This window comes from Rothia nasimurium (assembly GCF_049068285.1).
In the GTDB taxonomy this organism is placed as follows: domain Bacteria; phylum Actinomycetota; class Actinomycetes; order Actinomycetales; family Micrococcaceae; genus Rothia; species Rothia nasimurium_I.
Genome location: NZ_JBLKPV010000008.1, coordinates 61,837 through 85,396, shown reverse-complemented (window position 1 = coordinate 85,396; position 23,560 = coordinate 61,837). Strand labels below are relative to the sequence as shown.

At 59.4% G+C, this 23,560-nt stretch carries 24 protein-coding genes, 1 tRNA gene and 1 rRNA gene; 16 read left to right on the top strand and 10 right to left on the bottom strand.

The features are described 5' to 3' along the window. Window positions 1–353 precede the first annotated feature (353 nt). A complete protein-coding gene (locus ACMXX3_RS08350) occupies window positions 354–1,550 on the top strand; it encodes an inorganic phosphate transporter (RefSeq protein ID WP_421084274.1) in 1,197 nt (398 codons plus the stop codon). Continuing rightward, window positions 1,550–1,834, top strand: a complete 285-nt coding sequence (locus tag ACMXX3_RS08345; protein ID WP_421084273.1) for a hypothetical protein — start codon at window positions 1,550–1,552, stop codon at window positions 1,832–1,834. The genes ACMXX3_RS08350 and ACMXX3_RS08345 overlap by 1 nt, the downstream gene beginning before the upstream one ends. 63 nt (window positions 1,835–1,897) lie before the next feature. Here the strand turns inward: ACMXX3_RS08345 and ACMXX3_RS08340 are convergent, their stop codons facing one another. Both ACMXX3_RS08340 and ACMXX3_RS08335 read right to left on the bottom strand, forming a co-directional pair. Then, a complete protein-coding gene (locus ACMXX3_RS08340) occupies window positions 1,898–2,767 on the bottom strand; it encodes an SIR2 family NAD-dependent protein deacylase (RefSeq protein WP_421084272.1) in 870 nt (289 codons plus the stop codon). Further along, complete coding sequence (locus tag ACMXX3_RS08335) at window positions 2,700–3,578, bottom strand: protein-ADP-ribose hydrolase (RefSeq protein WP_421084271.1); 879 nt, start codon at window positions 3,576–3,578, stop codon at window positions 2,700–2,702. Before ACMXX3_RS08335 ends, ACMXX3_RS08340 begins: the two co-directional genes overlap by 68 nt. Window positions 3,579–3,720: 142 nt before the next feature. Between ACMXX3_RS08335 and ACMXX3_RS08330 the strand changes: the two genes are divergently transcribed. From ACMXX3_RS08330 to ACMXX3_RS08305, 6 genes are all read left to right on the top strand, one after another. After that, window positions 3,721–4,095 (top strand): winged helix-turn-helix transcriptional regulator, encoded by a 375-nt coding sequence (locus ACMXX3_RS08330; RefSeq protein WP_421084270.1) that lies wholly within the window; start codon window positions 3,721–3,723, stop codon window positions 4,093–4,095. Between the two features lie 290 nt (window positions 4,096–4,385). Continuing rightward, entirely contained in the window at window positions 4,386–5,120 is a 735-nt protein-coding gene (locus ACMXX3_RS08325; protein WP_421084269.1) for an ATP-binding cassette domain-containing protein, read from the top strand. Between the two features lie 123 nt (window positions 5,121–5,243). Continuing rightward, a tRNA-Ala gene (locus tag ACMXX3_RS08320) sits at window positions 5,244–5,316 on the top strand. A gap of 3 nt (window positions 5,317–5,319) precedes the next feature. Further along, a 5S ribosomal RNA gene (gene rrf, locus ACMXX3_RS08315) occupies window positions 5,320–5,436 on the top strand. A gap of 300 nt (window positions 5,437–5,736) precedes the next feature. Further along, a complete protein-coding gene (locus ACMXX3_RS08310) occupies window positions 5,737–7,203 on the top strand; it encodes a sodium/glutamate symporter (RefSeq protein WP_421084268.1) in 1,467 nt (488 codons plus the stop codon). Between the two features lie 61 nt (window positions 7,204–7,264). Then, complete coding sequence (locus tag ACMXX3_RS08305) at window positions 7,265–8,377, top strand: hypothetical protein (RefSeq protein ID WP_421084267.1); 1,113 nt, start codon at window positions 7,265–7,267, stop codon at window positions 8,375–8,377. Window positions 8,378–8,481: 104 nt separating this feature from the next. On the opposite strand, the gene ACMXX3_RS08300 is transcribed toward ACMXX3_RS08305, so the two are convergent. Together ACMXX3_RS08300 and ACMXX3_RS08295 are read right to left on the bottom strand one after the other, a co-directional pair. Continuing rightward, window positions 8,482–9,081: a hypothetical protein gene (locus tag ACMXX3_RS08300; RefSeq protein WP_421084266.1), complete on the bottom strand. Its 600-nt coding sequence runs from the start codon at window positions 9,079–9,081 to the stop codon at window positions 8,482–8,484. A gap of 231 nt (window positions 9,082–9,312) precedes the next feature. Further along, a complete protein-coding gene (locus ACMXX3_RS08295) occupies window positions 9,313–9,921 on the bottom strand; it encodes a class I SAM-dependent methyltransferase (protein ID WP_421084265.1) in 609 nt (202 codons plus the stop codon). Window positions 9,922–10,380: 459 nt separating this feature from the next. On the opposite strand from ACMXX3_RS08295, the gene ACMXX3_RS08290 reads away from it, so the two are divergent. Beyond that, the gene (locus ACMXX3_RS08290; protein ID WP_237201101.1) at window positions 10,381–10,905 is read left to right on the top strand and encodes a peptidylprolyl isomerase; all 525 of its coding nucleotides are present in this window, start codon (window positions 10,381–10,383) and stop codon (window positions 10,903–10,905) included. 111 nt (window positions 10,906–11,016) lie between these two features. Next, entirely contained in the window at window positions 11,017–11,808 is a 792-nt protein-coding gene (locus tag ACMXX3_RS08285) for a rhomboid family intramembrane serine protease (protein WP_421084264.1), read from the top strand. A gap of 379 nt (window positions 11,809–12,187) precedes the next feature. Here ACMXX3_RS08285 and ACMXX3_RS08280 read toward each other — a convergent pair whose 3' ends face one another. The 3 genes from ACMXX3_RS08280 to ACMXX3_RS08270 form a co-directional block, all read right to left on the bottom strand. After that, entirely contained in the window at window positions 12,188–12,355 is a 168-nt protein-coding gene (locus ACMXX3_RS08280; protein ID WP_421084263.1) for a ribosome recycling factor, read from the bottom strand. Between the two features lie 130 nt (window positions 12,356–12,485). Further along, the gene (locus ACMXX3_RS08275; RefSeq protein ID WP_421084262.1) at window positions 12,486–13,859 is read right to left on the bottom strand and encodes a galactokinase; all 1,374 of its coding nucleotides are present in this window, start codon (window positions 13,857–13,859) and stop codon (window positions 12,486–12,488) included. Between the two features lie 10 nt (window positions 13,860–13,869). Then, entirely contained in the window at window positions 13,870–14,445 is a 576-nt protein-coding gene (locus ACMXX3_RS08270; protein ID WP_421084261.1) for a TetR/AcrR family transcriptional regulator, read from the bottom strand. A gap of 81 nt (window positions 14,446–14,526) precedes the next feature. On the opposite strand from ACMXX3_RS08270, the gene ACMXX3_RS08265 reads away from it, so the two are divergent. From ACMXX3_RS08265 to ACMXX3_RS08245, 5 genes are all read left to right on the top strand, one after another. Beyond that, window positions 14,527–15,216: a hypothetical protein gene (locus tag ACMXX3_RS08265; RefSeq protein WP_421084260.1), complete on the top strand. Its 690-nt coding sequence runs from the start codon at window positions 14,527–14,529 to the stop codon at window positions 15,214–15,216. 135 nt (window positions 15,217–15,351) lie between these two features. Further along, a complete protein-coding gene (gene bioB, locus ACMXX3_RS08260; RefSeq protein WP_421084259.1) occupies window positions 15,352–16,572 on the top strand; it encodes a biotin synthase BioB in 1,221 nt (406 codons plus the stop codon). Window positions 16,573–16,677: 105 nt separating this feature from the next. Beyond that, entirely contained in the window at window positions 16,678–18,447 is a 1,770-nt protein-coding gene (locus tag ACMXX3_RS08255) for a cation:proton antiporter (RefSeq protein ID WP_421084258.1), read from the top strand. Window positions 18,448–18,645: 198 nt separating this feature from the next. Continuing rightward, on the top strand, window positions 18,646–19,023 hold the full coding sequence (locus tag ACMXX3_RS08250) for a hypothetical protein (RefSeq protein WP_421084257.1): 378 nt from the start codon (window positions 18,646–18,648) through the stop codon (window positions 19,021–19,023). A gap of 20 nt (window positions 19,024–19,043) precedes the next feature. Beyond that, the gene (locus tag ACMXX3_RS08245; RefSeq protein WP_421084256.1) at window positions 19,044–19,292 is read left to right on the top strand and encodes an ATPase; all 249 of its coding nucleotides are present in this window, start codon (window positions 19,044–19,046) and stop codon (window positions 19,290–19,292) included. A 75-nt stretch (window positions 19,293–19,367) separates the two neighbouring features. Here the strand turns inward: ACMXX3_RS08245 and ACMXX3_RS08240 are convergent, their stop codons facing one another. From ACMXX3_RS08240 to ACMXX3_RS08230, 3 genes are all read right to left on the bottom strand, one after another. After that, window positions 19,368–19,847, bottom strand: a complete 480-nt coding sequence (locus tag ACMXX3_RS08240) for a MarR family winged helix-turn-helix transcriptional regulator (RefSeq protein ID WP_421084255.1) — start codon at window positions 19,845–19,847, stop codon at window positions 19,368–19,370. A gap of 284 nt (window positions 19,848–20,131) precedes the next feature. Beyond that, window positions 20,132–20,902, bottom strand: a complete 771-nt coding sequence (locus ACMXX3_RS08235; RefSeq protein ID WP_421084254.1) for a CE1759 family FMN reductase — start codon at window positions 20,900–20,902, stop codon at window positions 20,132–20,134. 12 nt (window positions 20,903–20,914) lie between these two features. Then, entirely contained in the window at window positions 20,915–22,000 is a 1,086-nt protein-coding gene (locus tag ACMXX3_RS08230; RefSeq protein WP_421084253.1) for an LLM class flavin-dependent oxidoreductase, read from the bottom strand. A 213-nt stretch (window positions 22,001–22,213) separates the two neighbouring features. Here ACMXX3_RS08230 and ACMXX3_RS08225 point away from each other — a divergent pair, with 213 nt between their 5' ends. Then, a complete protein-coding gene (locus ACMXX3_RS08225) occupies window positions 22,214–23,539 on the top strand; it encodes a hypothetical protein (protein WP_421084252.1) in 1,326 nt (441 codons plus the stop codon). The last annotated feature ends 21 nt before the right edge of the window (window positions 23,540–23,560 follow it).

Below are 23,560 nucleotides of genomic sequence, written 5' to 3'. Positions count from 1 at the left end.
AGACGGTTTATCCGGCAGGTCTCAAGTGAAACTTGAAACTCTTTCCTGCCCCGTGGGTGATGCCACACGATTTAAAGGTGAACAGTAGGTAAACAAACCGCCCCGGGGTGCTCCCTCTCCAAGGTTTAAGAACCTCACGGGCTGCATAAAGCCAAGTAAAGCCATATGGCCCAAAAAGGGGATACCCGCGTATTCCCTTGAAACCTGGGAAATCGCCTCTGTTCCCGGAAATCTCCCCCCAGTCTGTATTTGTTTATGTGGGTTTAAGAAGACTTAAGCAACATTTAAGAATCTGGCAACACTTCAGTTCCCTGATGTTTCCCAAAATAGGCTGAACACAGAACAATAGATTCGTGACTACAGAACTCATTATCCTGGTGATCGTAGTGCTGACCGCACTTGCCTTCGATTTCACCAACGGCTTCCACGACACCGCCAACGCCATGGCGTCCTCCATAGCGACCGGTGCCCTCAAGCCCAAAGCAGCAGTAGCCCTCTCAGCTCTCCTCAACCTCGTTGGAGCTTTCCTCTCCATCGAAGTGGCAAAGACCGTTGGCTCCGGCCTCATTGACCTAGAAACTGCCGGCGGCGGGCCCAACCTCATGCTGATTGTCTTTACCGGCCTGGTCGGCGCTATCCTCTGGAACGTCTTCACCTGGCTGCTGGGTCTGCCCTCCAGCTCCTCCCACGCCCTCTTCGGCGGCCTCATCGGCGCCACCCTAGCCTCCTTGGGCACCGACGGCGTGCTCTGGAACGGCGTGCTCATGAAGATCATCGTCCCCGCCCTCATGGCCCCGCTAATCGCAGGTGTGGTTGCCTGCATCGGTACCGCCACTATCTACGCCCTCACCAACAAGGTCTCAGAGAAGAACAAGACCAAAAACTTCCGCTTCGGCCAAATCTCAGCAGCCTCCCTCATGTCACTGGCCCACGGCACCAACGACGCCCAGAAAACCATGGGTGTCATCTTCCTGGCCCTGGTAGCTGCCAATGAAATCAACCCCGAAGCTGATATTCCCTTCTGGGTTCGTTTCGTCTGTGCTGTTGCTATCGCCCTGGGCACCTACCTGGGTGGCTGGCGCATCATCAAGACCATGGGCAAGGGCATTGTCGACATTGACGGCCCCCAGGGCTTTGCCGCCGACGGCTCCTCGGCAGCTATCATTCTGACCTCCTCCCACTTCGGTATGGCTCTATCCACTACCCATGTGGCAACCGGCTCCATTATCGGCTCCGGCGTTGGCCGCCGCGCCAAGGTAAGCTGGTCAACCGCCCGTCGTATGGTGATTGCCTGGATCATCACCCTGCCCGCCGCTGGCTCTGTCGGCGCCATTACCTGGTTCGTTGGCAACGGCATCAACTCAATCACTGGGAGCGCCTGGATGGGTGAGGCAACCGTCTTCCTGATTCTCATTGGCTTCTGCTTCTGGATGTGGGCCCACTCCCGCAAGAACGCAGTCACCCACCTGGACATGCACTCCGGCGAAGCAAGCAAACTGCGCGAGGTACACACCGAGTCCCTCCCTATCGTTGAGAAGGCAGGTTCCTAATGCTCATCCTTGAAATCTTCCATAAGATTTACCCCGTCTTCCTGGCCGGCCTCTTCTTCGGCGCTGGCCTCCCCGCCCTTTACGCCCTGGGGGTGCGCCTGATGAGTGGCACCGCCGCGGACGGGGACAACCCTGCCCTGGCCCAGGTTAGCCCGGTGGCCCGCGTCCTGGCCTACCTCATTTTCGCGGTGCTGGCCCTGGCTGTTCTCAGCGGGATTCTGTGGATCGCCAAGGACTTCCTCTACGCCTACACTGGCTTCAACTTCCTGGGAGCTGCAGGCTAAAAGTTCTGTCAACACACGGCGGGGGCCGGTGGTTTCGTCTGAACCCACCGGCCCCTGCTGGTTTTAAAGGGTGGACGCCGGTGGGTTGGCGAGCGCCGCGAGGGAGGCTGCAATATCACCCGGGATGAGAAGAGAGCGGTCTGCAATTTGGGAAGGGGCCTGGGCTTCGAAGCCAAGAGCTGCGTAGACAGCCTGGGGGTTGGAGTTGGTGAGCCTCCAGAAGGGGTATTTGATAATGCCCGGGGTGTTAGCGCCAACCCCGAGTTCTAGATAGAGGATTGTTCCCCCTGCATGGGTGGCAATGAAATTTTGGTAGCGGGCGGACGCGCCGTCCCACCCTGCGTCCTGCACAAAACGGTGGTCAATGCGCAGGTTGGTATCCATAGGAGCACCGCACCTGGGGCAGGTGGGAATCAGGTGGGTGGGAACCTCACGGCCGACCTGCTGTTCAACCAATTGGCGGATAGTCTCTTCGTTATCGTAGGTGCCCTGGTGGCAGGGGACAGAGCACTGGAAAAGGCCGAAGTCTCCCTGCATGTAGTAGAGGCGGTCCTTGTCGAAGCCAGCCCTTTGAAAGCAGTGATCGACGTTGGTGGTTACGACAAAGTAGTTTTTATCTGCAACCAGTGAAAGCAGGTCGCGGTAGGCCTGGCCCGGTTGCTGGGCATAGCGGTTAAGGTAAATGAAGCGGCTCCAAAAACCCCATTTTTCTTCCAGGGTGGGGAAGGGGTAGAAGCCTGCGCTGTAGGCGTCGGTGAGCCCGTAGGCGGTAGCAAAATCTCCGAAGTGTTCGGTAAACCAGATGCCGCCGTACTGGTAGCCGTCGGCTGCCGACAGCCCAGCACCTGCCCCGACGACGACGGCGTCAGCGTCCTTGAGGGCCTGGCTTAGGCTCTGAATCTGTTGGGTTGAGGAGGGTGCTGTAGATGTCATGGTCTCTTTCTGAAAATACGTTGAAAATAATGGTGAAGTTTTCATGGGCAGGTAGCTGGTTGAGGAAGCGCTGGGCCTCTTCCACTGCCACCTGGGCGGCCTGTTCCTGGGGGTAGCCGAAGACCCCCGTTGAAACACAGCAGAGGGCTATGGAACTTAGCCCTGAATCCCGAGCCAGGGTGAGGCAGGAGCGGTAGCTTGAGGCTAGTTCTTCCTTCTGAGTGGCTGTGGGGGAGTGGTGGCTAACGATAGGGCCTACCGTGTGAATAACCGCCTGAGCCGGCAGATTGTAGGCCGGGGTGATGACAGCTGACCCTGTGGGCTCGGCATAGCCCGGAGCCTGCTGGCGCATGTAGTCTGCACAGGCAAGGCGTAGCTGTAGTCCCGCCGCTGAGTGGATGGCGTTATCAATGCAGTGGTGCCCCGGTGCGAAGCAGCCGAGCAGGGCGCTGTTGGCGGCGTTAACGATTGCCCCTACCTGCAGGCGGGTAATATCGCCCTTCCACAGGCGGATCCTCTGATCACTACCGCTGGCAGGTAGGCTCTCTAACCCCACTACCCCTTGACGGGCCGTGAGGGCCTGCAGAGCGGCGTCCTGAATCTGCCAAAAGTCGGCGGGAAGTTCACCTGGCTGCCAGGTATTCATCAGGGCCCGGAGCAGGGCCAAGAGGTCAGGCTCGGTAAGGTGCCCGAGCTGGGCTTCGGTCAGAGCGGACGTACCCGCCCTACCGCCGGTCGTTAGGGTAGGCTGGGCGCTCGCCAAGGTTGTCACTAGGTAGCGAAGTTTCTCGGGGGTGAGGGCGGGGTGCATGGGATTTCCTTGGGGCGGTAGGGCGCGTGGGGTAACAGCAGCATCTTTTGGTATCTCTTAGATACTTTAGTATGTATAGGATATTAGTAACCTAATGGTGACTATATATCTTTTGTGTTTATGGAATTGATCAGGGGAAACAATGGAGAGTAGCGAGCAGAAACTAGAAGTGACCCGGTGGGACCCCTATAACCGCAACTGTCCCACCCGGAAAATCCTCAACAAGATAGGGGACCAGTGGACTGTCTTGGTCATCGGCTCTCTCGAACAGGGCCCCCTGCGGTATGGGGAGCTCAAAAAGAAAATAGATGGAATCTCCCCCAAGATGCTGACCCAGACCCTGCGCGGTCTTGAAGAGGACGGGCTGGTGCAGCGGACCGTCACTGCCCAAATACCACCGCGCGTAGACTACGAACTGACTGAGCTGGGCCGGACTCTCATCGAACCCCTCGCTGAGTTGGAACGTTGGGCTACAACCTATATGGGTCGTATTCTCGATGCTCGAAATTCTGAGTAAACAAGTATGAAGTAGGTTTCTATAATGGCGAAGTGTGACCCCTTTAATGTCTAAAGCACCGAGTAAACACCCTGCCGGTGGATCGGTACTCCTGGCTGTTCTGGCTGTTCTAGCTGTCACCATGACGTCGATCCTGCGGGGGACAACTGGGGCCGTGGCAGCCTATGCTCCAGATCTGAGTTCCCTAGCTGTAGGAGCAGCTGCGCTTGGGCTTGCCGGGTTACTTCTGGTATTAGTTGCCCTGCCCCGTATCAAGAGTGGAACGCCTATAAGAGAGTCAGCGGGGCACCATGAGCATTAATGACCTACCCCTGCGCAGTATCACCGCCCGCAGTGACTTCGAGCCGCTCACGGACGTCCGCGCACAGGCCTGGCCCTATTGTCTTGCGGTTACTCGGGCAGCGCTCGCCGGCCTCAGCTTCGGGCAGCTCACGGTTATCGTGGGAGAAAACGGGGCTGGCAAGTCTTCCCTGGTTGAATCCATCGCAGAAGCCTATGGCCTGCCACTTGGCGGTGGAGATAACCGGGTTGCCCGGCCTACCTTTGACCAGGCCTCCGCTTTTGGGGCCGACCTGCAGGTAGTGCGAGGTGCGGCAGGACGCCGGGCAGGGCTCTTCCTGCGAGCTGAAGGAATGCTGGGGCACCTAGAATACATGGCTAGTCTCGAATCGAAACAGGCAACCGATATTCTGCGCCTCTCTCACGGGGAGGGTACCCAGCGTTTACTTGAAGAATCCTTCGAAGATTACGGCCTCTGGATCCTTGATGAACCAGAATCGGGCCTATCTTTCTCCGGGCAGCTTGAGTTGTGTGCCCGCGTCCTTGCCTTCCTTGAACGGGGCGGGCAGGTAGTGCTCTGCACCCATAGCCCCCTGCTTGCAGCCCTCGCCGCCCACCGCAACGAGCTGGTGTGGGAGATAGGGGAGTGGGGCGTGCGCCAGCTGGCCTGGGCTGAACTTGATATGACCGTCCACTGGCGCAATATGCTCGATGACCCCGAGATGTACCTGCACCATCTGGGATAAATCGGGGTGGAGAGTCTGTTTTTCAGATTTTTATCTAAAATCTGTGGCGGAGCTAACCGCGCATTTGGTAGAATTGGTTTGCGCGTGCAAAAAACCTGTAGTAAGGTAGAAGCATAACACCACGGGGGCGTGGCGCAATTGGTAGCGCACCTGCTTTGCAAGCAGGGGGTTAGGGGTTCGAGTCCCCTCGCCTCCACTCTTCGGTGATTATAGCAAGAGGGAAACACCCGGTCCCATCCCGAACCCGGAAGTTAAGGCTCTTAGCGCCGATGGTACTGCACTGGCGACGGTGTGGGAGAGTAGGTCATCGCCGAATTAAATTTGGTGAGGAACCCCCAGTCGAAAGACTGGGGGTTCCTTTTTTGTGTGTGCGGTTTTCGTGGGGTGCAGGCTGGTGGCTGGCGGGAGGCGGCACGCATGCGAGCGTGCGTGATATCGCTGAGCGTGTGCCTGCCGTGTGCACGCTCGGCGATTTGGTGCACTCTCGCAATTTGCCCCGTCATAAATAGCCAGGTGCAACCCAGTATGGGTAAACTGGACACTCAAAAAGTAAGTAGTATTGCAATCTCTGTGATTGCAGGTGCAAGGACGCACCAGCGAGAGCAAAGGCAAAACCATGTCACCACAAGCAGTTGGCTTCGCCCTCCTGATACTCGGCGTAGCCCTTCTTATCGGAAAAATTATTCGAGTCAAAGTGGGCTGGGTGCAGACCCTCTTTTTGCCCAGCTCCATTGTGGCGGGCGTCCTGCTGCTCCTACTCGGCCCGCAAGTACTCGGCCGCTTCTCCGGCCCCTGGGGTGAAAACGGACTCTTCACCGACGCTATGCTCACCACCTGGGGTGCCCTCCCCGGGCTGCTGATTAGCGTCATTTTTGCCACCATGTTCTTGGGCCAAGAACTCCCCACCCCTAAGCGAGCAGTGCAACTGGCCGGGCCCCAGCTCTCCCTGGGCGTAGCGCTGGGCTCTGGCCAGTACGTGGTGGGTCTGCTGCTTGCAGCCCTGGTGCTTGTGCCGATTTTCGCAGCATCCCCCATGACCGGTGCCCTGATCGAAATCGCCTTTGAAGGCGGGCACGGTACCGCTGCCGGTATGCGCGGAGTGATGGAAGATCTCGGCTTCGGTGAAGGTGCCGACCTGGCTGTCGGTCTGGCAACCGTCGGTATTGTGGGAGGTATAGTTATCGGTATCGCTCTCATCAACTGGGGTGTACGCACCGGCAAGACCGAGATTCTTAAGGGCGATGCCAAGATGTCGATTGCTGAGCAGAAAGGGCTCTTCCGCGAGGACGAGCACTACTCGGCTGGCACGATGACCTCCCGCCCTGCGTCCGTTGAACCGCTCTCCCTGCACATGGCGATTATGGCTCTGGCCGTGCTGATTGGCTGGCTAATTTTGGAGGCCCTGCGTTGGATTGAGCAGCAGACCTACGCCTCCATCATGCTGGATGAAAATACCCCGCTTGAAATTTTTGCTTACGTGCCGCTCTTTCCTATGGCCCTGCTCGGCGGCGTTATCGTGCAGATGGTTGCTAAGGCGGTGTGCGCTGACTCTATCATTGACCACCAGATGATGCTGCGTATTCAGGGCTGGGCTCTGGACTTCCTCATCGTTGCCGCTATCGCCAACCTGTCCCTGCAGGCTGTGGGTGAGAACATCGCTGTCTTTGCCATTCTGGCGGTTACCGGTGTCGGCTTCAACGTGGCCATGTTCCTCTGGCTGGCCCCGCGCCTGATCGGCCGCTACTGGTTCGAACGCGGCATCGGCGATTTTGGCCAGTCTATGGGCGTGACCGCCACCGGCCTGATTCTGATGCGGGTGGTGGACCCCAAGGGCGAATCCCCAGCTTTCGAGGCCTTTGGCTACAAACAGCTGGTTTTTGAGCCCTTCTTCGGCGGTGGTCTGGTCACGGCCCTGGCGGTGCCCGTCATTTACCTGACCGGCATTTGGCCCCTCTTCTTCGTTATGCTCGCTATCTTCATGATCTCTATTGCGGTGGGCCTGATTTTCCTGCGCCCCAAGGAGATGAAGGACCGCGAGCGCCACACCCAGCAGATGCAGCAGGTCAAGGCTAAGGACGCTTAAGCACGGAAGGACGCCCGGGTGCCTCGGGCGCGGGGAAGGGCTCTGCTAGGCTGAAACCACCATGACCCACCCATACCCAGAACAGCCTTTGAATACCCCATCTGGGGGAAGCGCGTCCGTTCAGACCCCGCCTGGGCAAACCGTGCCAGCTCCGCCTGTGCCGGTTGAAGCCGCGCCTGCCAGTGTGCCTTCCCAGACGCCTGTTGCTGCCTCCCCTGGAGTTGAGAACAAGTCCTACACCCGGCGTAATATTCTGATTCTGCTGGGTGTGCTGGCCGTTCCTACGGTGCTGGCTCTGTCGCTCGTGGCCTACTTCGCGGGGTCCCGTAGCCACATGACGTTGGGTGGTGGGAGCATCTGGGATTCGTCGATACTGGCTGATGACGGCTCATCAAGCTCAGACGCCACCTGGCTCAGCGTTGCCGATACCGGCAGCATAGAGTCGGGCGCCCTTGCCGAGCACCTTGCGCAGACAGTGCCCCAGCTGGGTGGTACCAGCGGGGTTTTCCGGCGAGAGCCCACCCACACCACCTATATCCGTCTGCCCGAGGGCGGCTCCATCGACATCGACAGCCACGAGGAAATCCCTATTACCCTCTCTGCCGAGACCTGGCAGACGATCCTCACGCGGGCGTCCGACGAGCGCATGGGGTCGGTGAGCGTTTCTGCTCGCGGGGCTGGTGAGTATGAAACCGAGGCTCCCTGGGTTGAGGTCAAGTACTACCTCTACGGAGATAACAGCTCAGACCAGCAGGTTCTCCTTGCCGACATGGCTAGCTGGGAGCCCCTGGACGGGGTAGACATGGAGAGCGTCTCGTCCATGGACGAGATAGAGCTTGATACTGATACGGTGCAGGTTTTTGCCTTTGGACCGCTGAGCGAGGTGCAGGCCTGGTCGAGTTCTGCCGCCCCGATTGCCCAGGCATTCGCGGCGCACACCGAGGGGCTAGAGGTCGTGAGTATCAACAAATACCGGGACTTTACCAACTACTTTGTGACCGCCCGCTTCGAGAGCTACACAGGCGATACGGATGCCGCCCGCCAGGCCATGGTCGAGGGTATACAGGGCACAGCAATCGGCAGTGCCTTTGACCTTGACCTGATGGACGCCACCACCTCGGCCTCCTACTTTGAGGGGCAGTGGGAGGTCTACGAAACAGAAACCTCAGAATGAGGCCTCTCAAGCAAACGGCCCCGGTCTCCCTGTGCGGGAGCCGGGGCCGGGCGTCCGCGCTCGCAATCAACGAGGGACGGACGCGCGTGAGCAGCTAGTGAGGACTAGGCAGCGGGGGTCTTCCAGGGATCCTCAACGGGGCGAGAAGCCTTGAAGGCAGCTGCGCCAGCAACAGCACCAGCAACCAGCAGACCAAAGACCAGCAGGCCCTTACCACCGCTCTTAGAAGCCTTCTTCTGCTCCTTAGCGTAAGACTTCGCAGCCTTAACAGCGGCCTTCTGAGCCTGCTTCAGGGCCTTCTTGTCGCCGGTTACCTTAGCGGCGGCAGTGTGGGCAACAGCAGGAGCCTCAACATCGGCCAGCTTGCCAGCAACAGTCTCAGCAACGTCAGCAGCCTTAACGCGGGCGGTGGCTACAGCGTTCTCAACAGCGGGGGTGACGTCGTCAATCTTTGCCTGAATCTTGTCAGCCAGGGTTGCCTGGGCATTCTCAAGCTTCTGGGATCCGTCCTTGGCAACTGACTTAGCTGCCTTCTGCAGGGAAGCAACCTTTGACGCGGTTAGCTTCTCGGCGCGGGCGGTCTTCTTCTCAGCCAGGGCAGTCAGCTTGTCAGCCTTCTTGCCGCTGGTCTTAGCTGCCTTAGCCAGGAACTTTTCTGCCTGCTTCTGAGCTTTCTTAGCCTTGCTCTTCTTGCACAGTGCCATGATTACCTCCAGGGTATGCCCGCACCTGCACCCCGCTTTTCGGGGTGGGTGGCAGACGGGTTAGCTTTAGTATCAGCTTACTTTCTAAAACCTCAAAAGTGCTCTGAGGGGCCGTAAAAACCCTCGTGTTTCTCTGCCCGCTAAAGTTAAGGGTTTCTGAAGGGTAGGCGGACGCCGGTGCGCACCTGTGAGAATGCGACGTGAATTCCCGAGCGGGCTTCGTCTTGAGGGCTAACGCTGTGCGATAAGAGTAAAGATATGCCAAAACTTCTCACCGGTGAAAGTTTTTCCATGGTGGGCTTTTTCATCGAAATGCAACACGGTGAAATCTTCTAATGAGTCCTCAACCCAGCTGCGCTCTACCGTGGAGATAAGCGGTTGCTCGGCCCATGAATCACGCGGGCCAAGAAGGTCGACTGCGAGGATACCGCCGGGAGCTACAGCATTGAGTATGCGTGACCACGCAGCAGGAAAATGCTCTGGTGGGCAAAAGGGAAGTGCGAAACCGGAGTAAATGAAATCAAAGCTGTGCTTATCAAAGACAAAATCTTGGGCAGTTGCTACAGAATGCGACCAGCGTTTTAGACAGTCGGGGTCTGCCTGCATGATGGTGCTCTGAATGAGGTTCTCACTGTGCGCGTCAGGCTCTACAGAATGAACCTCAAATCCGTGAGAGAGAAGTCTGGCAGTTTCTACTCCTGCGCCAGCGCCCAGGTCTAGAGCCCTACCTTTGCCTGGTGAATGGCAGTAGCTCAGCGCCTGTATAAGGAGAGGGCGGACAGGACGGCCTGCTTGCGCCTGATTGTACTTAGTCCAATGGTTTTCGTCGGAGGAAAGCATGTTTTGATAGTAGCCAGCGGAAATTTGGCATACAAGATATTGCGTGAGCTGAATGTGGGATCAGCGCTGTTTTGCCACCGACCTAGCTAGAAGGCTATGGCTGTAGGGCTACCCTTGTTCTAAATCTTTCTAAGGCGTTCTAAAAAATTTTTTAGAACGCCTTAGAAAGATTTAGAAAGCAGCGAACGAGGAATCAAGATCTCAACCTTCACCCCGGATCAGGGCTCACACCGCCTGAACTCATAGGCCGAGATCAAGAAATCATCGACTTTACACTCCGGCTGGCTCACCTGCTGGCAGCGGACTACCGATGCAGAACAGGACTACCTGGTTGCTATACTTCGTGCTGAGACAGGCGGGGCTGGTGTAAGCCGCACCCCGGCGTCCGCCCCTTTCACTCACCGCAAAAGCACAGGTCATATCTAGCGGGTACCCACCTGACCGTGCGAGAATAGGGGCATGACTGCAACTGCAAAAGCAACTATTCACACCAACCACGGTGATATCGTCGTTAACCTCTTCGGTAACCACGCACCGCTGACCGTCAAGAACTTCATCGGCCTGTCCGACGGCACCCAGGAATGGCGCCACCCCCGCACCGGTGAGGTGCAGGAAGGCCCCCTCTACAAGGACGTCATCTTCCACCGCATTATCCGCGACTTCATGATCCAGGGTGGCGACCCCCTCGGTCAGGGTATCGGCGGCCCCGGCTACCAGTTCAAGGACGAAATCCACCCCGAACTGAGCTTCAACAAGCCCTACCTGCTGGCTATGGCCAACGCAGGCCCCGGCACCAACGGCTCCCAGTTCTTCATCACCACCGTTGAGACCCCCTGGCTCAACGGCCGCCACACCATCTTCGGTGAGGTTGCAGACGAAGACTCCAAGAAGGTCGTTGACGCCATTGAAGGCGTCGCAACTGGCGCTATGGACCGCCCCGTTGAGGACGTCGTTATCTCCTCCATCGACATTGAGCAGCTCTAAGCTTTAGAAGCTCTTAGAGGTAAAGGCCCGCCCGCCCTGGGTGGGCCTTTGCTCTACCCCTAGAAAATTTTTTGCGTGAGCGGCTGACGCCGCAGGTGAAAGGACGAGCGCGTGAGTGAGCAGGCAGGCCAATTTGGCTATAACAGCGGGGACGTATCAGTGTGCCCGCGCCACCCTGACCAGGTGACCTATGTGCGGTGCGGCCGCTGCGGGCGGCTCGCCTGCGGGGCCTGCCAGGTGCCGCTTGAGGTGGGCATGATGTGTGTGGACTGCATGGCCGCCGCCCAGAAAGCTGCCCCCAGGATTCGGTACGCTACTGCCAAGCCCCTTGTCACCTACACCCTCATCGGGGTGAACGTGGCGCTCTGGCTCCTGCAACTGATATTCCCGGCGGTGACCCGGGCCGGTATCTACGTCCCGCTCTACGTTGAGGTAACGGGGGAGTGGTACCGCCTGCTGACGGCTGGCTTCTTGCACTCACCCAGCAATTTCACCCACCTGGGCCTCAACATGTTCACCCTCTACCTCTTTGGCCAGGCCCTAGAGCCGGTCCTGGGCCGCTGGAAGTTCCTGGCCACCTACCTGGCCTCTATTGTGGGCGGTTCGATAGCGGTGCACCTGATTTCTGCCCTGGTCACCGGTGACATGAACGTTGCCACCCTGGGGGCCTCCGGCGGTGTCTTTGGCCTCTTCGGTGCCTTCTTTGCGATCGCCCGCGCTCGCCAGCAGAGCACCAGTAGCATCATCATTCTGGTTGCTATCAACTTTGCTTTCGGTTTCCTCATGCCAGGTATCTCCTGGGAGGCCCACCTGGGTGGTCTGGTCACAGGTGCCCTGGTGGCTTCTGTGCTTGACCGCCTGCCAGGTTCGGGGCAGCGGGGGCGCGGCCGTCCTACCCTGTAAAAGGGGTGAGGACGTAGCCGGGGCGGGGCAGGTGCCTCCCCCGGCTTTTGTGTGCCGGAAGGGAGTTAACTGGTGTTCTCCACAGGGTTTATCCACAGCTGTTGATAAATACAAGAGTGTAATTCCACAGATGTTAAAAAGCTGTGTATAGCTCAAAAGAGCCTTAAAAACAGGGTGAATTACACGGGTGTAAGAGATTTCCCCAGTTTTATCCCCACCTGTGGATAACTTTCATTCGCAGCCTGTAGAAAACCTGTAATTTCAAAAATTTCTTCCCCTCCGGGGAAGACCAGACCCCGGCAACCCAGCCCCACCCAGGGCACAAGAAAGGGAGGCCCCACTGGGGAGCCTCCCTCACACAAGATCTAAAAACTAGAACTTACTGGCCACCGAACTTTTCGGTCAGCTTGCCAGCGACGCCAGCAGCAGCGTCCTTAGCCTGCTGGGCCTGCTCTTCGTTGACAACTTCCTGGCCAACCTTCTCGTTGACGACGTCCTTAGCCTTGTCGATACCGTCGTTGATTGCGCTGTTGAGATCGAAACCCATGGGGGTCCCCTTTCATCTAAAAATGCGAGATACAGAAAAACGAATCGTTCTTCCTGTTCACAGTGTAAGGCTCCAGGGTGAGAAAAAACCCTGAAACCTGTTCGGCGCGCCCAAAATCACAGGAGAGTTTCTAGAGGTCACGGTCGGCCGGGCTTCCTGCCACCATGGGGAGGAACTCAGGGGCAGCAAAGCCCCGCTGGGCGTAGGCCAGGGTCACCTGTTCCGCTGCAGAACCGACCAGGTCAGCCGGCATAAGTGCCATGACAGCCCCGCCAAAACCACCGCCAACCAGGCGGGCGCCCAGAGCCCCGGCCTTCAGGCAGGTATCAACCGCCACATCAATCTCAGGACGCGACACCCGCAGCTCATCGCGCATAGATACAAAGCTCTCGGTGAAGAGGCGGCCCAGCTCCTTCCAGGCTACCTGGCCGGTGGCATCCGGGGTTTTGAGCAGGTAGGCGGCCCGCTCTACCAGGGTCATATCGTGCAGAGTATGGCGCGCCCAGCCGCGCGGAAAATCCAGGGGGACCCCGGCCTCTTCCAGGGCGTCCAGGGCCCGGTTGACAGTGTGGTCTACCAAATCCAGGCGGTGCTGCTTGGCTTCGCGTTCGCTCAGGCCAGCGCAGGTCAGGTCCCAGGGGAGGGCGTTGCGGAGGTAATCAAGTCCCATAGCGTCGGTGACGGCTTCGTTGGCTGCCCGGCGGGCAGCAAATTCGCCCCCGGCAAGCTCATGCGGGGTATTGGTATTGATGACCAGCCAGGCCAGGCCTGCTGATTCAAGATCAACAGTTAGGGGCTCAATAGAGAAGTCCCGGAAGTCGACCACCAGGGCCTTACCCGGTTCTGAGCGCAGGGAGGCGGTCTGATCTAGGCCGCCGGTGCGGGCTCCTGCCACCTCATTTTCGGCCCGCATACAGACCTGGGCCAGGCGGGCTCGCAGGGCGTCGTTGCGGGGGGAGCAGTCATCGGGAATGGCCTCGGTGCAGTCGCAATCCTTGCGGAGGGGGCAGGAAAGCTCCAAGAGGGCAAGGGCGGTGGAACATTCAAGGGCAGCCGATGAGGAGAGCCCGCCGCCCACCGGAACCTGGGAGGTAATCAAAAGGTCAGCGCCGAAGGCGTGGGGGAGGGAGATATCCTTGCCCCCTTCCTGATTCATAGCCCAGGCAACGCCTGCAACGTAGGTGAACCAGCCCTTGAAGGTACCGGGGGTGATCTCACGGATGACGACGGTGCGGTCGTCCCCCGGCATTTGGAGGGAGGCAGCCCGCAGGACGCCGTCGGTGCGGAGCTTACCGGCCACATAGGTCCGGTAGGGCAGGGGCAGGGGCATACAGGAGCCACCTAAGAAGTCGATGTATTCGCCCAGGAGGTTGAGGCGGCCGGGGGCTGACCAGACACCGTCCGGTTCTACCCCGTACTTGTCGATAAAGGCAGTGCGGGCAGCTTCTACCTGCTGCTGGTGGTCGGGCAGGGTGGCCCAGGTGGGCTCTACACGAAAGGTCACGGTGGTCTTCTTACTGGTCGGTGAGGTGGGTGTAGCCGGTGATCAGGGCGGTCAGGGCCTGCCGGTAGGACGCGGGCGGTTCGGCTGGTGGGACGCTGCCGGTCAGGAGGGCCCGGGTCTGCTCTTGCTCAAGGAGGCTGAGGGCCAAATGGAGCAGGCTTTCTGCAGCCAAAGGGGCATATTGCTGGTTGGTAATATATGTGAAGTGGCTTGTGAAAACAGGAATGAGGGGGAGGGGGGTCTGGCTGTCTGCCGGGGGAGTGAGGGCCAGGGCCAGGCGGACTACCTCTGAAGATTCCTTAATGGGAATAAGCTGCCGGTAGAGCTCCTCACAGGCCCCCAAAAGGGCGGGGACAGCCCGTCCTGCCTCTTCACGACTGCTGGTCGCTGGTTCAACCGGAACTGTCGACAGCATACGGGAGGCTAACGAACCCAGTAGCTCCTGCTTATTTTTCACATGGTAGTAAAGGGCACCGGGGGCTACTCCCAGCTCGGTAGCTAGGCGACGCATGGAGAGGTCAGCCAAGCCAAAAGAATGGAGGACCTCCAGGGCAGTCTCAAGAATTTTTTCACGGGTTAAAGCCACCCCCTCATTGTGTCCTACTTTGCAGGCGGTGAACAGTTTAGCTGGCTCGGTTTAGCTCACACAGGGAGTAAATTGGAGGGCATGACACTCAACTTCTCAGACCTCACCCGCCGCCTGCGCGCCGGAGAAACCGCCAGTCCCGACGATATTCACGATGTGCTGACCGCCAGCCCCGCGGCCACCTTTGCCCTCATGGAATTCGCCGCTGAACTGCGGGATACCCACTTTGGGCCCGCCGTCACCGTTACCAACCTGCTGGGGGCTGAAAAGCAGGGGGGAGGCGTCCTGATGGAAGTTGCTGCCCCATTTGATGCCGATGCCCTCACAGCCACCCTGCTTGATACCGCAGAAGAGGCCCTGCGCCTGGAATTTGTCACCGGTGAAGCAAGCCTGATTCCTATGGAGGCCCTGCGGGTGCTGGCGGCAGCCCGCATTGCCAACCCCGCCCGAAGCCTGCACCTGGGGTTGAGCCGTGAAGCCACCCTGCGCTCCCTGCAGCCCCTGGCGATGGGGGCTATTGACTCCCTTGAGCTCCAGGTTAGCCAGGACGCACCCCGCCTGGTCTTTGAAGACCTGAAGCTGATCGTGGGGGCAGGGTTGACCATTGCTGAGGCTGGCGAGCGCGACCTGGTGGCTGAGTATGTTCAGCACCTGGAGGGCCTGGGGGTTGAGGACGCTGCCGCCTACGCTGAGGTGGTCCTGGCAGGTGCCCAGGCGGGTGGAGGGTGCGGGGGTAACTGCGCCTGCGGCTCTGGGGGTTGCGGCTCCTAGTCTTTCTGCCGAAGGTACCATCTAAACAAGAAAAACCCACCTAGTTCGTGGGTTTTTCTGATTTAAATGGTACCTACCTGCTGTCATAAAACTAGACAATTTGAACACTGTTCAAAAACGGTGTTCACTAGTTTCATGATCGACTTTTCAGCTATCGCAGACCGCGCCCTGGCCGGTCAGCCCGCAAGCCGCAACGAAGCGCTTGCCGCCCTCACCGCCACCGACGCCGAAACCTTCGCCCTCGTAGACGCCGCCTCCCGCCTGCGCCGCCACTACTTCGGAAACACCGTCAAGGTCAACTACCTGGTCAACCTCAAATCCGGCCTCTGCCCCGAAGACTGCACCTACTGCTCCCAGCGCCTCGGCTCAGAAGCAGAAGTGCTCAAATACTCCTGGATCAAGACCGATGAAGCCATCAAACAGGCCGGCTACGGTATCGCCGGTGGGGCTTCTCGCGTCTGCATGGTCGCCTCCGGCAAGGGGCCAACCGACCGCGACGTCGAACGCGTAGCCAGCATGGTTGAAGGGCTCAAAGAAGAACACCCCCATGTTGAAGTCTGCGCCTGCCTGGGTATTCTCAAAGACGGCCAGGCCACCCGCCTGAAAGAAGCAGGAGTGGATGCCTACAACCACAACCTCAACACCAGCGAAGACCACTACGCCGACATCTGCACCACCCACACCTACCAGGACCGCCTGGACACCGTCGATAAGGCCCAGGCCGCCGGGCTCTCAGCCTGCTCCGGCCTGATCGTCGGCATGAAAGAAACCGACGAACAGCTGGTCGATGCTATCTTTGCCCTGCGCGACCTGGGCGGTGACTCCATTCCCGTCAACTTCCTCATGCCCTTTGAAGGCACCCCGCTGGCCGGAACCTGGGAACTCACCCCCATGCGCTGTTTGCGGATCCTCGCCACCGTGCGCCTGGTCGCCCCCGAGAAAGAACTCCGCATGGCAGGCGGCCGGGAAATGCACCTGCGCACCCTCCAGCCCCTCGCCCTGCACGTCGTCAACTCCCTCTTCCTGGGCGACTACTTGACCTCAACCGGCCAGTCAGCCCTTGAGGACCTGAAGATGATTCGGGACGGCGGGTTCGTCGTCCTCGGCGCCGAAGACCGCGACCTGGTAGCCGAACACGAAGACTACCTGCGGGCCCATGGCGTAGACCTCGCCCAAGAAGTCGCCCCAGCTACCGCCCCCTGCGGGGCCACCGGCGGCTGCGGCGGGTGTAGCTCCGGGGCCTGCGGAACCCACACCCCGGCAGGCGAGCCAGCTACCGGCACCCGAGCTGCCGGCGTCCTCGTGCCCGAAATCCGCCGCCGCGGCGTCGGGACGGACGCCACCCCCAACTTCTAGCCCCGGGGAGAGTCTCTCAAAACCATACCTGGGGCACAGGTTCATCCTAGGAGGGCAGAGTAGAGTTAAAAGCTGGTCTTAAAGGTCGGTTGTGAAAGGGTGAACGTGGACGTCCTCATTGTTATTGCGGTGCTACTGCTAGCAACGGTGGTGCTGGTGAGTGTGGGGGATAGGCTGAACCTGCCCTGGCCGGTGCTACTGACTATCGTCACCGGTGTGGTCATCGTGATTCCGCAGATGCCCAGCTTGCACATTGAACCTGAGATTATTCTGCCCATCTTCCTGCCGCCTTTGCTGTGGGCGATTGGTCAACGCGTCTCCTGGGGTATGCTACGCAGAAGCTGGCGGAGCGTCCTCATCTACTCTATTGCCCTCACCGCTGTATCTGCCCTAGTGGTAGGTTGGGCAACCTGGGTTATCGTCCCCGGTATCAGCATTGCCCTAGCCCTGGCAATCGGCGCAGCTGTTGCCCCGCCCGACCCGGTAGCCGTTGAAGCAGTGGCAGAACCGGTGGGTATCCCCCGCCGCGTCATCTCTAACCTCCAAACCGAAGGCATCTTCAACGACGCTGTCTCGCTGGTGCTCTTTCAGATTGCCCTCGCCGCCCTCACCGCTGGCACTAACCCCCAACCCCTGGCGGCCCTGAGCAGCTTTGCCTACAGCGCAGTCATTGCCGTAGCCCTGGGCCTGCTGGTGGGCTGGGCAGGCAGCCTGTTGCGCCGCAACCTCTCAGACACCACTGCCCGCAGTGCCCTCACCCTGGTGATCCCCTTCGGCGTCTACATCATCGCTGAAGAACTACACGCCTCCGGGGTTGTGGCCGTAGTCATTGCCGCCATTCAGATGGCCAGCTACAGCGCCGACCTCACCGCCGAAGAACGCCTAGCCAACACTGCCTTCTGGAACGTGCTTGAAATGCTGGTGACCGGCCTAGCCTTCGGCCTCATAGGCCTACAGGCCGGTGAGCTACTGTATGCAGCAGACCAGAACGTCCTGACCATGCTCTGGCACGGCGTGCTCATCTCAGCCGTCGCTATCGGAACCCGTCTGGCCTGGCTCACCGGCATGTGGCTCTGGGGCCGCTGGCGGGGCTCCCGCCGCACAACTCCGCGCTCTTTTGCTGAGGTGCTGGTGATGACCTGGGCCGGTATGCGCGGTCTAGTGACCCTAGCGCTCGCTCTGAGCCTGCCCGAACTAGCCGATGGGATGCGTACCGAAGCTGTCTTCATCGTACTGACCGTCCTCTTCTTCACCATGGTCTTCCCCGGCCTGACCCTGCCCTGGCTGGTGCGGGTGCTGGGCGTAAGTGCCACCGCCGAAAAGGACGACCACGAAGAAGAGGAACTCTTGCAGATCGCCCAGAGGGCTATGTGGAAATCTATGTATCAAACCGTTGCCGACAGCGGGGATTTGCAGTCCTTCGACCAGCTCAAGCATGTGGTCACCAGCATGATGGACCGTATCGAGGAGGGGCAGAAGGCCGGTGACTTCCAGGAGCGTTGGGCTGAACGCCAGCGGCAGCGCGAGTTCATGAACCTGGTGCGGCAGAAATCGGTGCTGGCCGCCCAGGCTGCGGTGCTCGATGTGCGCAACAAGTACGACTATGAGGTGGTGAGCAACGTGCTCTACCAGATTGACGTGCAGGTGCAGGCCCAGGACGCTCTGGACCAGGGCCCCGGGGCCCTCACCATGTCACTGCCTAAGTCCTTCATCAACGGCGAGCACAAGTTGGATCGCGAGAAGGCAGAGCAGCTTTTCAAGACCACCGAAATGCGTATCATTTCGGCCCAGAAAGAAATTGACGAAGAAACACAGCGGGTAGCAACCCGTCAGATTCCAATCATTAGCCGAGACCAGCGGGGGCCCAAGGCGTGATGTGAGACGGTTCCGGGTGTTGGTAAGGTGGCGCTCAAGAAATTCCGAGGATAATCACCTACCATGGGTAAGTGCTTATACCGCTAGAGGCTTATATGTGATGAGGCCTTTGTTATCTGGCAGAATAGGCAAGACGCCCTCCCAAAATATTCCATTCATGGAATTTATCGCATGAGTGGACCCAGAGAATCAGGATCAATGAATACCTCAGACCTTTCCCCGGCCTACCTTACCTCCCTTGCAGCAATCATCTTCGGCACCGTCCTGATGGGGAGTATCGACGCACTCTGGGTCGCCGTCATCGGCTGGATCTTCATCGTTGCCGGTATCGGTCTGAACATCTTCTCTACCCATGTCATGATCCAGCGCCTCAAGGGAGGGCCCCTGCCCGTCGTCCTCACCGGCGGGGCTACCCCGGTAGAGTATGACGAGGAAGAAGATACCGTCACCACCGACCCTGTCGAACCCGAGCCCGTCACCGAAGCCCAGCCCGTCCTGCAGGCTGAGACAGACGAACCTGCCGATGAAGACCGTATCTTCCGCTCCCGTCCGTCCGGCGTCCCCCGCGTCCGCTAACCACCCTAGAGAGGTTCACCATGGATACCCGTTTCCTGCTATCCCCGGCCTACCTGGTTTCCGTCACCGCCCTCATCGTGGGCGCCATTCTGAGCGGAACCTCCCTCATGGTGATCGGCTGGATCATCTTCATCATCGGCCTGGCCCTCAATGCCATGGCCCTCGTGGTACTCGCAAACCGCGAACAGCTTTACAAGGCCCAGCGCGTCGGCGTCATTCCGAAGGCCAGCACCTCCCCCGCCCCTGAAGCCAAGGACGCTGGCAAGTAAAGGCCACCTACTAGCTCAAAACACAAGCCGCCCCGGTAGCTCTTAGGCTACCGGGGCGGCTTGTAGGTGCTGGGGCTAGTCCATGATGGCGCGGACGCGGCGGGTAAACTCCGCAAGGGCATGCTCTAGTTCCTGGGGGGCTCCATCGAACATGAGAGCATGAACCTCCCTGGTATACACAAGGGTTGCCTTCTTGTATTTCTTACGCCCTGCCTCAGTGATGATGACGCCCTTCCCACGCTTATCCGTGGGGATATCCACCTTCTGCACCAGCCCTAGCTTCTCCAGGCTATTGACCTGGTAGGTCAGTCGCGAAGCTGAGACATTGGTGGCGCGGGCCAGTGTTTGCATTCGGATGGGGCTTCCCGGGGGCAAGCCGGGAGCCGCCTGAAAATCTATGATCGCCCCCAAGAGCCGGTACTCTGCCAGCTTGCTATCTACCTCACGCTTTAAATGGCGGTCGAGGTGGTTGCTGAGGGAGGTAAGGGCCTCGGTGAAGCGTTTCCACAGATTTTCCTGGTCGGCGGTGAGTCCGCCTATTTTCGGTTCGGTCATTGAACCTCCTCTCCTTGGCCTGCTGGCGGCAGGCCTGTGGCTCAGGAGACTTTCAGGAAGAAATCTCTACTACAAATTCAGCGTAGCGCCTTAAATTTTTAGAGGGGAGTACATGAGTGAAATATTAATACAGGCTTCCGGGGTGACCTGCCTGCCACCTGCACTTTTGATTTTAATATGTTGTCAGAAATATGCCACCCTGACCCTAAAAAATAGTCAAATTTTTAAATATGTAGGTGTTCAGGCCGCCCACTCATCGGTGGGCGGCCTGAACACCTGGGAGGCTACTGACCGGCTGCCTTGAGGAGCTGCTCAAAAGGGGTTACGGTCAAAGCCTCTAAGCCCGGTGCCTTGTAGGCTGGCGCAGGTGCCTTCCCGCCCCGCTCTTTCTCAAGGATCCCGAAGAAGGAGCCGGCGTTGGCGTCCTGAACCGCCTGCTGCTTGGCCTCGTCTGCCCCGTTTTCGCGGGTCTGCTGGGGCGCCTGCTGGGACACCTGCCCGGCAGGTGCTGCCCCGAGCGTCCAGAGGATCAGCTGGGCGAACTCGGTTGCGGCCTTGGCAACTCGTGGAGCCAGGTTGGTATCGGAGCCAAAATCGTCGGTAGCGGCAAAGACGCCCGAGGGGGCGACGGTTGCCTTGAGGTAGCTAAAGAGCGGACGCATGGCCGTCTCCAGCATGAGGGAATGGCGGGCGGTGCCGCCGGTAGCAGCAATCAGCACGGGCTTGCCAGCCAAAGAGCCGTCCTCCACTAAATCCCAGAAGCTCTTGAAAAGCCCCGAGTAGCTGGCCTTGAAGACCGGGGTGACTGCGATAATCGCGTCAGCATCGCGCACCTGATCCAGGGCGGTAGCCAGTGCCCCCAGTGGGAAGCCAGTGAGGTAGTGGTTGGTGATGTCCTTGGCTAAAGAGCGCAGGGAGATATGGGTGAAGCTCGCCTCAACTCCGGCTCGACCCAGGGCGCGCCCGGTGGCCTCGCTCAGGTTCTCACCCAGAAGGGCGGTGGTGGACGGCTCGCCCAAACCCGCTGTGACAACAACAATTGACGGGGTGCTCACGACTCTTCCTCCCTACTTGCCCTGCTCAGCCAGGTGGGCTGCGTAGCGGGGGTGGACGGGGGCCTCGGGCACGCCGGCGGGGCGCAGCTTGGCGAACTCTTCGCGCAGGACGGGCACAACCTGCTCACCCAGCATGTCGATCTGGTTCAGAACTTCCTTGAGGGGCAGGCCTGCATGGTCTACCAGGAAGAGCTGACGCTGGTAGTCGCCAGCGTAGTCGCGGAAGGAGAGGGTCTTCTCAATGACCTGCTGGGGGGAGCCTACAGTCAGCGGGGTCTGGTCAGCAAAATCTTCCAGGGAGGGACCGCCGCCGTAGACGGGAGCATTGTCGAAGTAGGGGCGGAACTTGGTGACAGCGTCCTGGGAGTTCTTGCTCATGAAGACCTGCCCGCCCAGGCCCACAATGGCCTGCTCGGCGCTGCCGTGGCCGTAGTGTTCGTAGCGCTCGCGGTAGAGGTTGATCATCTGCTGAGTATGCTCTTTGTTCCAGAAGATGTTGTTGTGGAAGAAGCCGTCTCCGTAGTAGGCGGCCTGCTCGGCGATTTCGGGGGTGCGAATCGATCCGTGCCAGACGAAGGGGGCGGTGCCGTCCAGGGGCTGCGGGGTGACGGTGAAGGAGTTGAGGGGGGTGCGGAAGTTGCCGGACCAGTTGACCACCTGCTCGCTCCAGAGCTTACGCAGCAGGGCGTAGTTTTCGATGGCCAGGTTGACGCCCTGGCGGATGTCCTTGCCGAACCAGGGGTAGACGGGGCCGGTGTTGCCGCGGCCCAGCATGAGGTCCATGCGGCCGTCGGTCAGGTGCTGTAAGGTGCCGTAGTCTTCGGCGATACGAACGGGGTCGGTGGTGGTAATCAGGGTGGTGGAGGTGGAGAGCAGGATGTTCTTGGTCTGGGCTGCGATGTAGGCCAGGGTGGTGGTCGGTGAGGACGCAATAAAGGGCGGGTTGTGGTGCTGGCCGACGGCAAAGACGTCCAGGCCTACTTCGTCTGCCTTCTTGGCGATTTCAACGATGGCCTTTTGGCGCTCGTGTTCGCTGGGGGTCTTGCCGGTGGTGGGGTCCATGGTGACGTCGCCGACTGAGAAGATTCCGAACTGCATGGTGGTGGCCTTTCGAGGAAGAAGGTTCGCTTTGATGTTTTTAATCTATCCCAAAATACTTTCGTTGTAAAGTATTTTGAGTACCGGCATAAGGGGTGGGGTGGGCAAGGTGTAATAATTTTCTTTGTAAACTATTTCTGTTTCAATTTTTCACAAAAAAGAGTAGGGTGAGAGACGAAAAAGACATCGACAAACTATCTGAAAGGTTTAGTCATGGAAACCATCTCAACCGCCCAGCAACTCACCGACGCCCTCTCGGCCGGCACCAGCGTCCTTAATATCTCTGGCCGTATCACCGGTATGCCCTCCCTCAAACTTCCCGAGGGAGTCACCTTGCGCGGCGTCACCGACGACGCCGAGCTGGCTTTCGGCGCCAAGGGGCTGCAGCTCACCGCCAACAACACCGTCTCCCACCTCAAAATCTCAACCTCGGTTCAAGAACTCGCCATCTTCAACTCCGACGACGTGGAAGACTTCGGAACCCTACGCCTAGAAGACGTACGCACGGTAGGGCAGGTCTTCCTCACCGCCGCTGGCACAAACCGAGCAGGCCGCTTCGAAGCTGACGGTGTGCACGTCATCGCCGCTGACCTGCGCGGGCGCACCCTACGCCCCCATGCCTACGGCGTCGATGCCCTCCAGGGCGGCTTCACAGCCTGGAACCTGCAAAAGGACGAGGAGGTCGTTATCACCGCAGAACTGCTGAACATCTCCGCGGGAACCGAAGATACCCCCGTCCGTGGCTCCGGCGTATTCGTTGGTGGTCAGGGGACGGAGGACGGCACCCCGGCAGGTGGCACCCTCGTTATCTCAGAGCTGACCACTGGTGACATCTACACCGACGGCGGCATCGCCCCCGGCACCCCCGACCTCATCTCTGGCGGCGTCTTCCTCATCTACGGCGGAGTTGCCGACAAGGTAATCAACCTCGGCTCCACCACTACCTACGGCCAAAACGACATGGTGCTCGATAACTGGGGTGTTGCCACCGAATGGATTTCCGAAGGGCGCGTCACCTCCCACGGGCCCTCCGGCATCGGCTTCGTCAACTTTGGTGGTATTGATACCCTCGATATCCGCCAGCCCATCCTTACCACCGGCAAGGGTGCTCGCGGCTTCAACCTCTACGACGGCTACCTCAAGGAGGCTATCTTCGACTCCATCGCCACCACCGGTGACGGATCCATCGGTATTCAGGTCTCCAAGCCCCTGCCGTCATTGACCGTCAAGCGCAACCTCACCACCGTCGGCGGCGAAGGTATGAGCCTGGTGCGTGGCGTCCAAGTCACCCTGCAAGCCATCGCCCTATCTATCAAGGAGGGCGGCGAGCTCGACTCCATCGAGGTCGGCGGCGAAATCTCAACCAGCGGCGACAATGTGCCCGCCATTGAATCTGCCGGCTCCGTCAAGGCTTTTGCTGCCACCGTCGTCCGTGCAATGGGAGCCGGGGCGGACGCCGTCCGCTACCGCGCAGGATCCCTGCCCCTAGAAGGGATAGCCCTGTACGCCCGCGATGGCGAAGAGACTAGCGAACTCTAAGCTGGCCAGTGCTGACCACCC

Bases quoted from the DNA above. Each gene is read 5' to 3' on its own strand.
- bioB (WP_421084259.1), top strand. From the start codon at position 15,352: ATGATCGACTTTTCAGCTATCGCAGACCGCGCCCTGGCCGGTCAGCCC.
- ACMXX3_RS08300 (WP_421084266.1), bottom strand. From the start codon at position 9,081: ATGGCACTGTGCAAGAAGAGCAAGGCTAAGAAAGCTCAGAAGCAGGCA.
- ACMXX3_RS08325 (WP_421084269.1), top strand. From the start codon at position 4,386: ATGAGCATTAATGACCTACCCCTGCGCAGTATCACCGCCCGCAGTGAC.
- ACMXX3_RS08265 (WP_421084260.1), top strand. From the start codon at position 14,527: ATGACACTCAACTTCTCAGACCTCACCCGCCGCCTGCGCGCCGGAGAA.
- ACMXX3_RS08225 (WP_421084252.1), top strand. From the start codon at position 22,214: ATGGAAACCATCTCAACCGCCCAGCAACTCACCGACGCCCTCTCGGCC.
- ACMXX3_RS08305 (WP_421084267.1), top strand. From the start codon at position 7,265: ATGACCCACCCATACCCAGAACAGCCTTTGAATACCCCATCTGGGGGA.
- ACMXX3_RS08340 (WP_421084272.1), bottom strand. From the start codon at position 2,767: ATGACATCTACAGCACCCTCCTCAACCCAACAGATTCAGAGCCTAAGC.
- ACMXX3_RS08250 (WP_421084257.1), top strand. From the start codon at position 18,646: ATGAATACCTCAGACCTTTCCCCGGCCTACCTTACCTCCCTTGCAGCA.
- ACMXX3_RS08330 (WP_421084270.1), top strand. From the start codon at position 3,721: ATGGAGAGTAGCGAGCAGAAACTAGAAGTGACCCGGTGGGACCCCTAT.
- ACMXX3_RS08335 (WP_421084271.1), bottom strand. From the start codon at position 3,578: ATGCACCCCGCCCTCACCCCCGAGAAACTTCGCTACCTAGTGACAACC.
- ACMXX3_RS08310 (WP_421084268.1), top strand. From the start codon at position 5,737: ATGTCACCACAAGCAGTTGGCTTCGCCCTCCTGATACTCGGCGTAGCC.
- ACMXX3_RS08280 (WP_421084263.1), bottom strand. From the start codon at position 12,355: ATGGGTTTCGATCTCAACAGCGCAATCAACGACGGTATCGACAAGGCT.
- ACMXX3_RS08290 (WP_237201101.1), top strand. From the start codon at position 10,381: ATGACTGCAACTGCAAAAGCAACTATTCACACCAACCACGGTGATATC.
- ACMXX3_RS08345 (WP_421084273.1), top strand. From the start codon at position 1,550: ATGCTCATCCTTGAAATCTTCCATAAGATTTACCCCGTCTTCCTGGCC.
- ACMXX3_RS08245 (WP_421084256.1), top strand. From the start codon at position 19,044: ATGGATACCCGTTTCCTGCTATCCCCGGCCTACCTGGTTTCCGTCACC.
- ACMXX3_RS08240 (WP_421084255.1), bottom strand. From the start codon at position 19,847: ATGACCGAACCGAAAATAGGCGGACTCACCGCCGACCAGGAAAATCTG.
- ACMXX3_RS08230 (WP_421084253.1), bottom strand. From the start codon at position 22,000: ATGCAGTTCGGAATCTTCTCAGTCGGCGACGTCACCATGGACCCCACC.
- ACMXX3_RS08295 (WP_421084265.1), bottom strand. From the start codon at position 9,921: ATGCTTTCCTCCGACGAAAACCATTGGACTAAGTACAATCAGGCGCAA.